At 53.2% G+C, this 15,724-nt stretch carries 12 protein-coding genes and 1 tRNA gene; 9 read left to right on the plus strand and 4 right to left on the minus strand.

The features are described 5' to 3' along the window. The first annotated feature begins 308 nt into the window (after positions 1–308). Both clpS and clpA read left to right on the plus strand, forming a co-directional pair. On the plus strand, positions 309–617 hold the full coding sequence (gene clpS, locus IEV29_RS00225; RefSeq protein ID WP_188379271.1) for an ATP-dependent Clp protease adapter ClpS: 309 nt from the start codon (positions 309–311) through the stop codon (positions 615–617). Continuing rightward, on the plus strand, positions 614–2,920 hold the full coding sequence (gene clpA / locus IEV29_RS00230; RefSeq protein WP_188379272.1) for an ATP-dependent Clp protease ATP-binding subunit ClpA: 2,307 nt from the start codon (positions 614–616) through the stop codon (positions 2,918–2,920). Before clpS ends, clpA begins: the two co-directional genes overlap by 4 nt. A gap of 83 nt (positions 2,921–3,003) precedes the next feature. Here the strand turns inward: clpA and IEV29_RS00235 are convergent, their stop codons facing one another. The 3 genes from IEV29_RS00235 to aat form a co-directional block, all read right to left on the minus strand. Next, complete coding sequence (locus IEV29_RS00235; protein ID WP_188379273.1) at positions 3,004–4,044, minus strand: quinone-dependent dihydroorotate dehydrogenase; 1,041 nt, start codon at positions 4,042–4,044, stop codon at positions 3,004–3,006. Positions 4,045–4,127: 83 nt separating this feature from the next. After that, a complete protein-coding gene (locus tag IEV29_RS00240) occupies positions 4,128–4,886 on the minus strand; it encodes an arginyltransferase (protein WP_188379274.1) in 759 nt (252 codons plus the stop codon). Positions 4,887–4,934: 48 nt separating this feature from the next. Then, positions 4,935–5,657: a leucyl/phenylalanyl-tRNA--protein transferase gene (gene aat, locus IEV29_RS00245; RefSeq protein WP_188379275.1), complete on the minus strand. Its 723-nt coding sequence runs from the start codon at positions 5,655–5,657 to the stop codon at positions 4,935–4,937. A gap of 182 nt (positions 5,658–5,839) precedes the next feature. Between aat and IEV29_RS00250 the strand changes: the two genes are divergently transcribed. Further along, complete coding sequence (locus tag IEV29_RS00250; protein WP_188379276.1) at positions 5,840–7,042, plus strand: ammonium transporter; 1,203 nt, start codon at positions 5,840–5,842, stop codon at positions 7,040–7,042. A 68-nt stretch (positions 7,043–7,110) separates the two neighbouring features. On the opposite strand, the gene IEV29_RS00255 is transcribed toward IEV29_RS00250, so the two are convergent. Further along, positions 7,111–7,701 carry an NUDIX hydrolase gene (locus IEV29_RS00255; protein WP_188379277.1) on the minus strand — a complete coding sequence of 197 codons (591 nt, stop codon included), beginning with the start codon at positions 7,699–7,701 and terminating at the stop codon, positions 7,111–7,113. 160 nt (positions 7,702–7,861) lie between these two features. On the opposite strand from IEV29_RS00255, the gene IEV29_RS00260 reads away from it, so the two are divergent. The 6 genes from IEV29_RS00260 (at position 7,862) to infB (ending at position 15,689) form a co-directional block, all read left to right on the plus strand. Further along, positions 7,862–7,938: transfer RNA gene (locus IEV29_RS00260), tRNA-Met, on the plus strand. Positions 7,939–8,103: 165 nt separating this feature from the next. Then, positions 8,104–8,949 carry an SMC-Scp complex subunit ScpB gene (gene scpB / locus IEV29_RS00265; protein WP_188379278.1) on the plus strand — a complete coding sequence of 282 codons (846 nt, stop codon included), beginning with the start codon at positions 8,104–8,106 and terminating at the stop codon, positions 8,947–8,949. After that, the gene (gene rluB, locus IEV29_RS00270) at positions 8,927–10,489 is read left to right on the plus strand and encodes a 23S rRNA pseudouridine(2605) synthase RluB (RefSeq protein ID WP_188381015.1); all 1,563 of its coding nucleotides are present in this window, start codon (positions 8,927–8,929) and stop codon (positions 10,487–10,489) included. Before scpB ends, rluB begins: the two co-directional genes overlap by 23 nt. Before the next feature lie 281 nt (positions 10,490–10,770). After that, a complete protein-coding gene (gene rimP / locus IEV29_RS00275) occupies positions 10,771–11,259 on the plus strand; it encodes a ribosome maturation factor RimP (RefSeq protein WP_188379279.1) in 489 nt (162 codons plus the stop codon). Further along, the gene (nusA, locus tag IEV29_RS00280) at positions 11,256–12,815 is read left to right on the plus strand and encodes a transcription termination factor NusA (RefSeq protein ID WP_188379280.1); all 1,560 of its coding nucleotides are present in this window, start codon (positions 11,256–11,258) and stop codon (positions 12,813–12,815) included. The genes rimP and nusA overlap by 4 nt, the downstream gene beginning before the upstream one ends. Before the next feature lie 48 nt (positions 12,816–12,863). After that, complete coding sequence (gene infB, locus IEV29_RS00285; protein WP_188379281.1) at positions 12,864–15,689, plus strand: translation initiation factor IF-2; 2,826 nt, start codon at positions 12,864–12,866, stop codon at positions 15,687–15,689. The last annotated feature ends 35 nt before the right edge of the window (positions 15,690–15,724 follow it).

Here is a 15,724-nt window from a genome sequence, read left to right on the forward strand (position 1 = left end):
GAGCCGCAAGAGAAAGAAGCCTCGCCTAACGCTGCCCCTCCTAAAAACTGCTCACTTCCATTGACAAATAGTTTTAGTTACGAATGTCAATAGATTCATTCTTTACGCAAAAAATATAAAAGTCAAGTGGCTTTCGTGGTTATTTTTGCAAGCCTGATTTCAGAGAGAAATCGCACTTTTGTGCTCTTGATTTTGTCTTGATCAACGTCATCTGCATCTGCATGGGAAAACAAGTAAGATGGAATAAATTGGTTTCCTGTTTCTTTGTGCCTTGTTGTCGGTGCGAATGAACGTATTAGAATAGAACTATGGCAATTAAGCATGACGAAGGTACGGTCCTTGCACGGCAAGAGCAGAAGCTCAAGCCGCCGGCGATGTATAAGGTGTTACTGCTGAACGATGATTACACGCCGATGGAATTTGTCGTGATGATTCTTCAGGAGTACTTCAGTAAGGATCGTGAGAATGCGACGCAAATCATGCTCATGGTTCACCGAGATGGAAAAGGTGTTTGTGGTGTATATCCGAAAGATATTGCATCCACAAAAGTTGAACTGGTATTGAACCACGCCAGAAAAGCAGGACATCCCCTGCAGTGCGTGATGGAGGAAGTATGATTGCGCAGGAATTGGAAGTCAGTTTGCACATGGCCTTTGTCGAAGCGAGACAGGCGCGCCATGAATTCATCACCGTAGAGCATTTGCTGCTTGCGTTACTGGACAATCCGTCCGCAGCGGAAGTATTGCGTGCCTGCGCTGTCAACATTGAAGATCTGCGCAAGACGCTGAACAACTTCATTACGGATAACACACCGACCGTGCCTGGCACGGCTGAAGTCGATACGCAGCCGACGTTGGGGTTCCAGCGTGTGATTCAGCGCGCCATCATGCATGTGCAGTCTGCATCCAACGGCAAGAAGGAAGTCACAGGTGCAAATGTACTGGTCGCCATCTTTGGCGAGAAGGATTCGCATGCTGTCTACTATCTGCATCAGCAAGGTGTGACGCGTCTGGACGTGGTCAATTTCATTTCGCACGGCGTGCGCAAGGATCAGCAAGCTGATCCTCAGAAATCGTCCGAGGGTGCGGAAGATGCGCCGGCCGCTGAAAGCCAGCAAAAGGAAAGCGCGCTGGATCAATTTACACAAAATCTGAATCGCATGGCGTCCGATGGCAAGATTGATCCGCTGATCGGCCGTGAAGGCGAAGTGGAGCGCGTGATCCAGACCCTGTGCCGTCGTCGCAAAAACAATCCATTGTTGGTTGGCGAAGCTGGTGTGGGTAAAACTGCGATTGCCGAAGGTCTTGCCTGGCGTATTACGCAGGGCGATGTCCCTGAAGTGTTGCAGGAGTGCGTCGTTTATTCGCTCGATATGGGCGCGCTGTTGGCTGGTACCAAGTATCGCGGTGACTTCGAGCAGCGTTTGAAAGCGGTACTGAAGCAGCTCAAGGACAATCCAAACGGCATTCTGTTTATCGATGAGATCCACACCATCATCGGTGCTGGTTCGGCATCGGGTGGTACGCTGGATGCATCCAATCTGTTGAAACCTGCATTGTCCAATGGACAGCTCAAATGCATCGGGGCGACGACGTTTACTGAGTTCCGCGGCGTGTTTGAGAAAGATCACGCCTTATCACGTCGTTTCCAGAAGATTGATGTGAACGAGCCGAGTGTCGAGCAAACCGTGCAGATTTTGCGTGGTCTGAAGTCGCGCTTTGAAGAACATCATGGCGTCAAATATTCGGTTTCGGCATTGACGTCGGCAGCAGAATTGTCTGCGCGCTTTATCAATGATCGTCATTTGCCTGATAAGGCCATCGACGTGATTGATGAAGCCGGCGCTGCGCAACGTATTCTGCCGAAATCGAAACAGAAAAAGACGATCGGAAAAACCGAGATCGAGGACATCGTTTCCAAGATTGCGCGTATTCCGCCGCAAACCGTCAATCAGGATGATCGCAGCAAGCTGCAGACCATTGATCGCGATCTGAAGAATGTTGTGTTCGGTCAGGATCCGGCACTGGAAGCATTGGGCTCCGCAATCAAGGTGGCACGTGCGGGTCTGGGTAAAACCGACAAGCCGATTGGTTCGTTCCTGTTCTCAGGTCCGACCGGTGTCGGTAAAACCGAGGCTGCCAAACAATTGGCGTTCCTGCTGGGCATTGAGCTGATTCGCTTCGATATGTCGGAATACATGGAGCGTCATGCAGTCAGCCGTTTGATCGGTGCGCCTCCGGGATATGTCGGGTTCGACCAGGGCGGTTTGCTGACCGAAGCGATAACCAAGAAGCCGCATGCTGTCCTGCTGCTCGATGAGATCGAAAAGGCACATCCTGATATCTTCAATATTCTGTTGCAGGTGATGGATCACGGTACGCTAACCGACAACAATGGTCGCAAGGCGGATTTCCGGAATGTGATCATCATCATGACAACGAATGCGGGTGCAGAGAGCTTGCAGAAACGCACGATCGGCTTCACGGAGAAAAAAGAAGCCGGTGACGAGATGGCCGACATCAAGCGTATGTTTACGCCTGAATTCCGCAATCGTCTGGATGCGATCATCAGCTTCCGTCCGCTCGATGAAGAGATCATCTTGCGTGTGGTCGACAAGTTCCTGATGCAGTTGGAAGAGCAGTTGCACGAGAAGAAGGTGGAAGCAGTCTTCACCGAAGATTTACGTAAATTCTTGGGTAGCAAAGGCTTTGATCCATTGATGGGTGCACGTCCGATGTCTCGTCTGATACAGGACATGATCCGCAAGGCGTTGGCAGATGAACTGTTGTTTGGTCGACTCGTATCGGGTGGCAAAGTGACGGTGAATCTGGACGATAAGGATCAGATCAAGCTCGACTTTTCGGAAGGTGGTGATACCAAGCCGCCGGCCGCGACACCAGAAACGGTGGAAGTCGAATGACGTGATGTCATGCAGGTAGTAACAAAAAAGCGCAGAGTAATCTGCGCTTTTTTTATGCCGAGGATCGCAACGTAACGGGAAGTTTACTTGCCATGCAGCGCTGCAGCGCATTCTCTGACGAGAGCAGGACCCTGATAGATCAGTCCGGTGTAGAGCTGCACCAGTGACGCGCCTGCGTTCATTTTGGCTTGTGCATCCGCGCCGGAGAGGATGCCACCCACGCCAATAATTGGCACGCTGTTACCGAGTTCTTTCTTCAGTTCGCGGATAACGATATTGGATGCTTCAAAGACGGGTGCACCGGAAAGGCCGCCTGTCTCTTCTGCATATTTGAGATTCTTGACGGCTTCGCGGTTGATGGTGGTGTTGGTCGCGATGACACCGTCTATCTTATGGCGCAGCAGTGCCTGCGCGACATTCTGAATCTGCTCCTGATCCATGTCCGGTGCGATCTTGAGGGCGATTGGCACATAACGCTTGTGTTCGTCTGCAAGTCGTTGTTGCGCATCTTTTAGTTGAGACAGCAACGCATCCAGTTCAGAAGCACCTTGCAGCTGACGCAGATTTTTCGTGTTAGGTGAAGAGATATTGATCGTGACGTAGCTTGCGTATGGATACACTTTATTCAAGCAAATCAGATAGTCGTCGACTGCCCGTTCGATCGGCGTATCGGCATTCTTGCCGATGTTCAGGCCGAGGATACCTTCCCTGTTTTGATAGAAACGCGATGCCTGCACATTTTTGACAAATGTATCGACACCACCGTTGTTGAATCCCATGCGGTTAATGATGGCCTTTGCCTGTGGCAGACGAAACATGCGTGGCATCGGATTGCCAGGTTGGGCGCGCGGTGTCACGGTACCGACTTCGATAAAGCCAAAACCAAGCGTGGCCAGTCCATCAATATAGGCGCCATCTTTGTCGAGCCCTGCAGCCAGCCCTACGGGGTTCGGAAAAGTCATACCCATGACCGTGCGCGGATTGTCGGTTGGTTTGGCGATTGACGAAGTCAGACCCCAGCCTGCGGCGCAACGTAATGCGGGCAATGTCAGATTGTGTGCAGCTTCCGGATCAATGGCGAACAGAAACGGACGGGCAAGGCTATAGAGAAGTTTTTCAGACACGATGGCATTCAGAAGTGAGTAGCACCCTTGCCGGGAGGCGGCGGGAAAGGCGTTATTTTAACGTGTCGCACCCTGCGCCAATGTTACGTTTTGGAGAGAGGAGGTTTCATCTGAGGGTCAGATAAGGGCAACCATTCACCTTTGATCAAGCCTTCCAGGGGTTGGAAATTGGTTTTATACGACATCTTTGGACTTTCCCTGATCCAGTAGCCCAGATAGAGATAAGGCATGGCAAGCTGCCGTGCTTGCGCGATCTGCCATAACACGTTGTAGGTGCCGTACGAAGCCTGTGTTTCATCAGGATCGTAGAAGGTATAAACCGAAGAGAGTCCGTCTTCCAGCACATCAATGATGCTGACCATGCGCAAGACCTCCTGCTCATCGCGAAACTCGACCAGGCGCGTATTCACTTTGCTTTGCAGCAAAAATTGGGCGTACTGATCCCGGCTGTCCTGATCCATGCCGCCGCCGGCATGACGCTGCGCCTGATAGCGCAAATAAAGATCGTAATGTTCGGACAGGTAGGCAAGCTTGGTGACCGATACACGCAGGTTGCCATGCTTTTTCTGAGCGCGGCGCTGGCTGCGATTGGGGATGAAGTTATTGACCTGCACACGTACGGGGGTGCATGCCTGGCAGCCATCGCAATAAGGGCGATAAGTAAAGATGCCGCTTCGACGGAAGCCGCTTTTGACCAGTTCCGCATAGACATCGGCATTGATCAAATGCGACGGCGTGGCAACTTGCGAACGCGCCTGCCGGTCATCCAGATAACTGCATGGATAGGGCGCGGTCGCGTAAAACTGTAGCGTTGAAAACGGTAATTCTTTTGGATGCGTCATAGTTGCTTGATAAGGCGAATGTGACGATCGATCCAGGCTAAATGGTGTTCAGCAGGGATCTACGGGTTTCCAGTCCTGAATCTGCGGTGCATCAATTGCATGCCGCAGTAGAGACACAAATTCCGAACGGCTGATTGGTGCTGCGCCGAGCGAAGCTAAGTGACTGGTCTGCTGCTGGCAGTCTATCATCTCAACCCCGTGGTGTTTCAAAAACTCTACCAGGTAAGCGAGTGCGACTTTTGAGGCATCGCTGACGCGGGTAAACATGGATTCGCCATAAAACATGCGACCGATGCTCACACCGTAGGCGCCGCCGACGAGCTGCCCATTCAGCCATACTTCGGACGAGTGCGCATAACCGCGCTTATGCAGACTGACATAGCCGGCAATGATGTCCTCTGAAATCCACGTGCCGGCTTCGCCGTTTCTGGGCGCTGCACAGGCACGCATGACGGCTTCAAATGCCGAATCAAAACGTACTTCCCAGTCACCTTGCGTACGGCGACTGTGCGCGATTCTCTTCAGAGTTTTACGCAGACTTGGCGAGATCTTGAATGCTTTGGTCATCAGCACCATGCGTGGGTCCGTGCTCCACCAAAGAATCGGCTGTCCTTCAGAAAACCACGGAAAAATCCCGTGGCGATAAGCCATCAATAGGCGCTCCGGCGACAGATCGCCGCCAGCAGCGAGCAAGCCCGCCGCACCATCGACTTCGGTCAATGCCGTGGAGACATCGGGAAAAGGCGAATCCGACTCCAGCCACGGAATCATTGCGATGCTCCATTTTGATCAGTCTGGTACGACTTTAATGGTGCGTTTTCCAACCCTGCCAACGCTTTCGGAAAATCTTCCCAACAAATCAAAGACTTAAAAAAATCACCAATTTGGAACAAATTTTGCTTAAGTGGCGCGTTCATTTTAAAAAATTGCACAAAACTTGGGAGATTATTGCAATGAATGCACTTGGAAGTGGCGCTGATGCTATTTTTATCATGCTCGGTGCCGTCATGGTTCTCGCGATGCATGCGGGATTCGCCTTTTTGGAGTTGGGGACGGTTCGCAAGAAAAATCAGGTCAACGCGTTGGTCAAAATCTTAGTCGATTTTGCGGTCTCCACGATTGCCTATTTTTTTGTTGGCTACAGCGTGGCATACGGCGTCAGCTTCTTTTCCAGTGCCGAAGTGCTGACGCAGCGTAATGGCTATGAGCTGGTGAAGTTCTTTTTTTTACTGACGTTTGCTGCTGCGATTCCGGCCATTATTTCCGGCGGCATTGCCGAGAGATCGAGATTTAACCCGCAATTGCTGGCAACAGCATTGATTGTCGGGCTGGTGTATCCGTTTTTTGAGGGCATCGCATGGAATCAGCATTTTGGCGTGCAGGCATGGCTCGCGCAGACGTTCGGCGCGCCTTTTCATGATTTCGCCGGTTCGGTTGTCGTGCATGCGGTTGGTGGCTGGATTGCCTTACCTGCGGTGCTGTTGCTGGGCGCGCGGCGGGGTCGTTATACCAAGGAGGGGGCGATAGCCGCACATCCACCTTCAAGTATTCCCTTTCTTGCATTGGGTGCGTGGATTCTGACGGTGGGATGGTTTGGCTTTAATGTCATGAGTGCGCAGACAGTCGAGGCGATGAACGGTCTGGTGGCAGTCAACTCGTTGATGGCAATGGTCGGTGGCACCATCGCCGCATTTATCGCAGGCAAGAACGATCCGGGGTATGTGCACAACGGGCCGCTGGCTGGATTGGTTGCGATTTGCGCGGGGTCTAACATCGTCCATCCGCTAGGTGCCTTGTTTATTGGTTCCGTTGGCGGATTTGTCTTTGTCTGGATGTTCGAGATGACGCAGAACAAATGGAAAATTGATGACGTGTTGGGTGTGTGGCCCTTGCACGGTCTGTGTGGCGTATGGGGTGGGTTGGCAGCGGGGATATTTGGTCTGCAAGCGTTGGGCGGTCTGGGTGGTGTTTCCTTCATGTCGCAACTGATTGGTACGACCATGGGCGTGATCGTTGCGGTGACCGGCGGTGGATTGGTTTATGGTCTGTTGAAAATGACGATCGGATTGCGTCTGGATGCAGAAGAGGAATTCAATGGTGCGGATCTGTCTATTCATCGCATCAGTGCGACGCCTGAGCGTGAGACGTATCAGTGATCTCGTAGGGTGCGCGACGGATTGATTGTCTGTTCTGATCAGCGACCAACCCGTATTGAACCGTGCAGTCAGTTGCTGGTGGCGACGACTTCCGTCATTGGTTGCGGTTTGAGAATATCCATCGTGTGGAAGCGATAACTGCCACCTTGTTGACGTGATGCGTGATCCTCAATGAAGAATTTCAGCGTGTTGCTGACGGTCTGGAAGGCGATCTGATCCCATGGAATTTCTGTAGGGCGAAAGAGTTTTACTTCCAGACTTTCTACACCGGCTTCGTAATTCAGATCTAGCAAAGTCGCGCGATAAAACATGTGGACCTGATGTACATGGGGGACGTTCAATAAAGAGAACAGTTCATGCACGTCGATGTTGGCACCTGCTTCTTCAACGGTTTCGCGCATGGCGGCTTCGGCTGTGGTTTCATTGTTTTCCATGAAGCCCGCAGGCAGGGTCCACAACCCGTAGCGTGGTTCGATGGCGCGCTTGCAAAGAAGAATGCGCATATCGCCCTCCGCATCCCAGACGGGGATCGTGCCCAATACCATTTTGGGATTCTGATAATGAATCGTGCCGCAATGTTTGCAAACGTAGCGAGGACGATTGTCGCCAGTTGGAATGGTGAGCGTGACAGGATGCGCGCAAGCAGAGCAGTAATTCATGAAACTTGTAATGGACAAGGTTGAGATGACATGCCTCGATGGCACAGTGTTTGTCACGCCGATTTTCTTTGAAGTGAATAAAGGAGTGTATCACTGCAAAGAAGTCGCAAGATTGGCATTGCGTTGTATTCATAACTCCTATATACTTCATATCTTCAGACGCGGGGTGGAGCAGTCTGGCAGCTCGTCGGGCTCATAACCCGAAGGTCGTAGGTTCAAATCCTGCCCCCGCAACCAAGTCTCACAAGTCTTTATATATCCCCCGCCTTCAAGTTTTTCTCCCCTGAATGGGCGCCGGGACAAGCCGTATCAACAGGTTCTTTAGCCAGACGTCATCCAAAGATGATTGTCGTTGAATAAAGCTCTGCATAGATTGCAACCAAACAGTCGTACATAACGTAAATGAATACTGCTGAGGCCAAGAAAGTCCTCGAGACAGCGCTGTTGTGCGCTCACGAACCGTTATCCATTAACGACATGAAGAAGCTCTATGTCGAAGTCGGGCAGACGGAAGAAGTCATCGGTACCGATGCGATTCGCCAGATGCTCGATGAGCTGAGTGTCGATTGGGCAGATAAAGGCATTGAGGTCGTCAGCTTGTCGACTGGCTGGCGCTTTCAGAGTCGTCCCGAGATGAAGCTGTATCTCGAACGACTGAATCCTGAAAAACCGCCGAAGTATTCGCGTGCCACCCTGGAAACCTTGGCGATCATCGCCTACCGTCAGCCCGTTACACGTGGCGACATTGAAGAAATCCGTGGTGTGACGGTAAACTCGCAAACCATCAAAATGCTGGAAGATCGCGGTTGGATCGAAAGTATCGGGCATCGTGATGTGCCTGGGCGGCCTGCGCTTTTTGCGACGACCAAGCAGTTCCTCGATGACCTTGGCCTGGCTTCCTTGGATCAGTTGCCGCCATTGCAGCAAGTCGAACGGGATGATGTGCCGGGCGATACCCTGCTTGAAATTCAGGGGCTGGAAGCTGAATTGCAGGCGCAACTGGATATGGCATCTGCCGACTCCTCCGCGTCCAACGCGGTCTCTGTTGCCGTGGGTGACGATACGTCTTTTGAACTAGCGCTTTCTCCTGAAGCGAATAATGCTGACTCGCAGGCGGAATTGTCCGTTGCAATCGATGATGAGTCGTCTGCGGCCATGCCTGCGGATGAACAGGTACATGAATCAGCTGCTGATGTAGAGATGCAGCCCAACACAGAATTAAATGATGAATCACCCAAAGAACGATAACCAATCCGACACGTCGCTTGATGTCTCAACGTCTGGCGATCAGCGTGAAACAGATGCCACTCCTGCCGATGGCAATGCAAAGCCGAAACGCGGTTTGCGTGGTCCGCGTAATATGCGGCGCGCACGTGCGATGCGCTCACAGCCGCGTGAAGATGGTAGTGCGGCGGTGCCTGCGGAAGGAGAGCGTTCTGCAGAAGCGGTGGCATTAGAGCAAGGCGCTGGTGGTCAACCCCGTCAGCGTATGCCTCGCGCCCCAGGCCAGAATGGCAAAGGTCGCCAAAAGGGCGATGCCAAGCGTCAGGGTGGCAATGGCAAGCCGCATGGCAAATCGGGTAAAGGTAATGATGCGGATGACGTATTCTCTTTTGTCACTTCGGATGCCTTTGATTCCTGGGCCGGCGGCGAGGATGATGCGGATGGAAAACGTGGCGCCAAACAAAAAGGTGCGCGTCGTGATCTGACTTCCGATGACGATGCGCCAAAGTTGCATAAGGTACTGGCTGAAGCCGGCCTCGGTTCCCGTCGCGACATGGAAGAATTGATTATTGCCGGCCGTGTCTCGGTCAATGGCGAGCCAGCTCATATTGGGCAGCGCATCCTGCCAACCGATCAGGTGCGGATCAACGGCAAGCTGATTCAGCGCAAGGTGAGCAAGAAGCCCCCTCGCGTTCTGATCTATCACAAGCCAGCCGGGGAAATTGTCAGTACCAGCGACCCTGAGGGACGACCTTCGGTATTTGATCGTTTGCCGACGATGAAGGCTGCCAAGTGGCTTGCAGTTGGTCGCCTGGATTTCAATACCGAAGGCTTGCTCTTGTTTACGACCTCGGGTGATCTGGCGAATCGCTTGATGCATCCGCGCTACGGGATCGATCGCGAATATGCGGTTCGTACACTCGGTGAACTGGAAGAGGGGATGCGTCAAAAGCTGCTGGCCGGTGTCGAACTGGATGATGGCCCAGCACAGTTTTCCAAGATTGCCGATGGCGGGGGAGAAGGTGTCAATAAATGGTATCGGGTAACGATTGGCGAAGGTCGTAACCGCGAAGTACGTCGCATGTTCGAAGCCGTGGGTTTGACAGTTTCCCGCTTGATTCGTACACGTTATGGGGCGATGACTTTGCCGCATGGACTGAAGCGTGGCCGCTGGGAAGAAATGGACGAGCATGCCGTACGCGATTTGCTCGCGCTGAGTGGGCTGAAACCGAACAAGGAAAGCGGCGCGCAAAGCAAAGGTCGTGGCAACAATCCCAGACGCAGTGGTGAGGTCAATGGCAACCGTGCTCCGCGCTTTGAAGAAAGTAGCGTTCAGAGTCCTAGTCAGTGGCAAAACGCCGGCGCAGGGCGAGCAGCAAATGCGGGTGGTAACAACAAGGCACGTCGTCAAGGGCAGCCACGTAGTCGTCAGCCCGATCCATTGCAGACGGCATTGGGTTTCCCGGGCATGGGCCAGGCTCGCCGCGCCGGTGGTAATAACCGTGGCGGCAACACGGCGCAGCCGCGCAACGGGAACGGGCCACGCCGTCGTTCCAAGCCTTGATTTATTGCCTTCCGGAATCGCAAAAATTCCGGATTTCTGTGTATGTTCAGCCGTTTAAAGGCCTGAGCACGTCGTGTCGACGTTGCGGCAGGCAAGTGTTTCATTTATAATGCGGCCAGTTAAAGAAGATCGCTGGACTGTCTATTGTATTTTTGGCATTGAATTCGGCGGTTGGAACGATAAGAAAGATGGGCGCATGCCCATTTTTTTTTTGTTAAGCAATTTGCATTGCCGGTTGTAATGGCAAGCAGTGTCTATGTGCAGGTTTTCGGAGATTTGTCTTGCAGCTGTCAGCGCTGATTGAAAAAACCGTAGTGGGCATGGGCTATGAGCTAGTGCAGTTCGAGCAGGCCGCGCGCGGTTTGTTGCGTGTCTATATCGATTTTCTGCCTGAAGAGGCAGAAGAGCGCGGTGCCATTACGGTGGATGATTGCGAAAAAGTGACGCATCAATTGCTGCATGTGCTGACGGTTGAAAACGCCAATTACGAACGCCTGGAAGTGTCGTCGCCCGGATTGGATCGACCTTTGAAAAAGCTGTCTGATTATGTCCGCTTTGCCGGCGCAGAAGCGATCGTTAAATTGCGTTTGCCTATGCCAAATGCGGCAAATCGCAAATCGTTCCAAGGCATTCTGCAAGATCCGGAAGGCGAAAATCTTGCGTTGGTATTTGAAGGAAAAGAAGGGCCAGCGAAGCTTGATTTTACGCTCGCTGATGTAGATAAGGCACAGTTGGTACCACAAGTGAATTTTAGGAGTCGCAAAGCATGAGTCGCGAAATTTTGTTATTGGTAGATGCGCTGGCGCGCGAAAAAAACGTAGATAAAGATATCGTTTTCGGAGCGCTCGAGCATGCGCTCGCGCAAGCGACCAAAAAACGCTACGAAGGCGATGTCGATATCCGGGTGTCGATCGATCGTGAGAACGGCGAGTTCGAATCTTTCCGCCGCTGGCATGTGGTGCCTGACGAAGCCGGCCTGCAATTGCCGGATCAGGAAATTTTGCATTTCGAAGCCAAAGAACAGATCGGTGACATCGAGGTCGATGACTATATCGAAGAGCCGATTGAATCGGTTGAGTTTGGCCGCCGTTTTGCGCAGGATACCAAGCAAGTTGTGTTGCAACGTATCCGTGATGCAGAACGCGAACAGATTCTGGCTGATTTCCTCGAGCGTGGCGACTCGCTGGTTACCGGTACCATCAAGCGTATGGAACGTGGTGATGCGATTGTTGAATCCGGACGTATCGAAGCGCGTCTGCCACGTGATCAGACGATTCCAAAGGAAAATCTGCGTATCGGTGATCGTGTTCGTGCCTACATCCTGCGTATCGATCGCAACGCACGTGGTCCGCAAGTCATTTTGTCGCGTACCGCGCCCGAGTTCATCATGAAATTGTTTGAACTCGAAGTGCCGGAAATCGAACAAGGCCTGCTGGAAATCAAATCGGCGGCACGTGACTCTGGCGTGCGCGCCAAGATTGCTGTCTATACCAACGATAAGCGCATCGATCCGATCGGTACCTGTGTCGGTATGCGTGGTTCGCGTGTGCAGGCTGTCACCGGCGAACTCGGTGGCGAACGCGTGGATATCGTGTTGTGGTCGGACGATCCAGCGCAGTTTGTCATTGGTGCTTTGGCGCCGGCCAACGTATCGTCGATCGTGGTCGATGAAGAGAAGCACGCAATGGATGTGGTTGTCGATGAAGAAAACCTTGCAATCGCGATTGGTCGTGGCGGTCAGAACGTGCGTCTGGCATCCGAGCTGACCGGCTGGCAGATCAACATCATGACGGCGGAAGAGTCGGCCGATAAATCGCAGGCAGAAACGGCTGCGATTCGTGCACTCTTCATGGAAAAACTGGATGTCGATGAAGAAGTGGCAGACATCCTGGTTGAAGAAGGTTTTGCGACGTTGGAAGAAATCGCTTACGTGCCGATCAGCGAAATGCTGGATATCGAATCGTTCGACGAAGATACCGTCAATGAACTGCGTAACCGTGCACGCGATGCCCTGGTAACGGAAGCGATTGCTTCCGAAGAAGGTATGGAAGGCATGGACGACGCATTGGCCAATCTGGAAGGCATGGACCGCGTGACGGCCGGCAAGCTGGGTCTGGCAGGTGTAAAGACGCTGGCTGCCTTTGGTGCGCTGGCGTATGACGAGTTCGGTGCAATTCTGGCATTGTCTGCCGACCGTGCGCGTCAACTGATTGAAACTGAATTTGAAGATGTGACTGATGAAGAAATGAAGCTCATCGATTCCAAATACGATGAGCAAGCCAAAGCGCTGCAAGCGCGTGCATGGAGCCTCGCAGAAGCGAAGTAATCCTGGCGATTTCATTGATCCACCGAGTCACATAGAAAAGAGGACTGAATGGCGAGTAACAACGTAGCCCAATTTGCCACCGAGCTCAAAATGCCAGCGGACGTGCTGCTTACCCAGCTGCGGGATGCTGGCGTCGAGAAGAGCTCGGCGTCCGATGAATTATCCAAAGCAGATAAAGACAAGCTGCTTGATCACCTGCGTCGCGCGCATGGTGTGGCACCTGAAAGCGAAAAGCGCAAGATCACGCTGACCCGCAAGGAAACCACCGAAATCAAACAGGCGGATTCCAGTGGCAAGTCGCGTACGATTCAAGTGGAAGTGCGCAAGAAGCGTACGTTCGTCAAGCGCGACGATCCGATCGAAGAAGCTGCACCAGTCGTCCAACCTGCCGCTGCGCCGATTATCGACGAAGCGGAGCAGGCACGTCGTGCGGAAGAGGCGCGTCGTCAGGCTGAGCTGATCGCGCGTCAGGAAGCGGATCTGCGCGAGAAGCAAGAGCGTCTGGCCAAGCTTGAAGCCGAGAAAGAAGCACAGGCGCAAGCGCTGCAAAAAGCAGAAGTCGAGGCGCAAAAGGCTGAGAAAGCGGAAGGCGAGAAGCAGGCAGAAGCCAAAGCCGATGAGTCGGCTGAGGAAGAGAAAAAACGCATTGCTGCAGATGAAGCCAAGAAAAAGGCTGCACAGCTTGCGAAAGACGCTGCTAAGGAAGCAAACGAGCGCGCAACCGCTGCGGAAGCCGCCCGTAAGGCTGTCGCCGATGAGGTTGCACAGATCAAGGCCATGATGAATGCGCCGCGTCGGGCAATCAAGGCACCAGAGCCTGCACCTGCACCGGCGGCAAAAGCAGCCGAAGGTACCTTGCATCGTCCGGCTGACAAGAAGCCGAGCGAGAAAAAGGACGACAAGAAGGGCGCTGTCACGACCGACAAGAAGTCGATCAAATCGGCGAACGTATCTTCGACCTGGCAAGATGATGCAAAAAAACGCGGTGCCGGCATCAAGACCCGTGGCAACACAGGTACCGGTGGTCGCGACGGTGGCTGGCGAGCAGGCCCGAAAGGTCGTCGTCATGCACATCATGAAGAACGTGAAAGCAACTTCCAGGCGCCGACCGAAGCGATCGTGCATGAAGTGTACGTGCCCGAAACCATTACGGTTGCGGAGCTCGCGCACAAGATGGCCGTCAAGGCATCCGAGGTCATCAAGCAACTGATGAAACTGGGTCAGATGGTTACCATCAACCAGGTGCTCGATCAGGAAACAGCGATGATCCTCGTTGAAGAAATGGGGCACGTTGCGCATGCTGCGAAACTGGATGATCCGGAAGCACTGATCGAAGAAGGTTCCGATCACGCGGATGCGGAACTGCTGCCACGCGCACCAGTCGTTACCGTCATGGGTCACGTCGATCACGGTAAAACCTCGTTGCTGGATTACATCCGTCGCGCCAAGGTAGCATCGGGCGAAGCCGGTGGTATTACGCAGCACATTGGTGCTTATCACGTAGAAACCCCACGCGGCATGATCACCTTCCTTGATACGCCAGGTCACGAAGCCTTTACGGCAATGCGTGCACGTGGTGCCAAGGCGACCGATATCGTCATTCTGGTTGTGGCTGCGGATGACGGCGTGATGCCGCAAACCAAAGAGGCAATCGCACACGCGAAAGCTGCAGGCGTGCCGCTGGTTGTGGCGATCAACAAGATCGATAAACAAGGTGCCAATCCTGATCGTGTCTCGCAAGAGCTGATCGCAGAACAGGTTGTGCCGGAAGAATACGGTGGCGATTCGCCGTTTGTTCCAGTATCGGCAAAAACAGGTCAAGGTATCGATAATCTGCTCGAGCAAGTCTTGCTGCAGGCTGAAGTTCTGGAGCTCAAAGCACCAGTCGAAGCGCAAGCGCGTGGTCTGGTGGTTGAAGCCAAACTTGATAAAGGTCGCGGCCCGGTCGCAACGATTCTGGTGCAAGCCGGTACGTTGAAGCGCGGCGACGTCGTGCTGGCAGGTTCGTCCTACGGTCGTGTTCGTGCAATGTTCGACGAAAATGGTAAGCCGATCAGCGAAGCGGGTCCTTCGATCCCGGTCGAGATTCAAGGTCTGACCGAAGTGCCGAACGCAGGTGAAGAGGCCGTTGTCATGGCCGATGAGCGCAAGGCGCGTGAAATCGGTCTGTTCCGTCAAGGCAAGTTCCGTGACGTCAAGCTGGCGAAGCAGCAGGCGGCCAAGCTGGAGAACATGTTCGAGAACATGGGCGAAGGCGAAGTCAAAAACCTGCCAATGATCATCAAGACCGACGTACAAGGCTCGCAGGAAGCACTGGTTGGTTCGTTGCAAAAACTGTCGACCAGCGAAGTCCGTGTGCAAGTCGTGCACGCCGGCGTGGGTGGTATCTCGGAATCGGACGTCAACCTGGCAGTGGCATCGAAAGCGGTCATCATCGGCTTCAATGCGCGTGCTGATGCCTCGGCACGTAAATTGGCAGAAGCCAATGGCGTGGACATCCGTTACTACAACATCATTTACGATGCCGTAGACGAGATCAAGGCAGCCATGTCGGGCATGCTGGCACCAGAGAAGCGCGAACAAAATCTGGGTCTGGTCGAGATTCGTCAGGTCATCATGGTCAGCAAGGTTGGCGCGATTGCCGGTTGCTACGTGCTTGAAGGTCTGGTGCGTCGTGGTTCGCTGGTCCGTCTGTTGCGTGACAACGTGGTGGTCTGGACAGGCGAGCTTGATTCGTTGAAACGCTTCAAGGATGACGTCAAGGAAGTCAAGTCGGGCTTCGAGTGTGGTCTGACCCTGAAGAACTACAACGATATCAAGGAAGGCGATCAGCTCGAGATTTTCGAGGTGCAGGAAGTCGCTCGTACCCTGTAAGTCAGCAATCCGTCCTTGTGACGGATTGGCGTTTT

Source organism: Oxalicibacterium faecigallinarum, assembly GCF_014635705.1.
GTDB lineage: Bacteria > Pseudomonadota > Gammaproteobacteria > Burkholderiales > Burkholderiaceae_D > Oxalicibacterium > Oxalicibacterium faecigallinarum.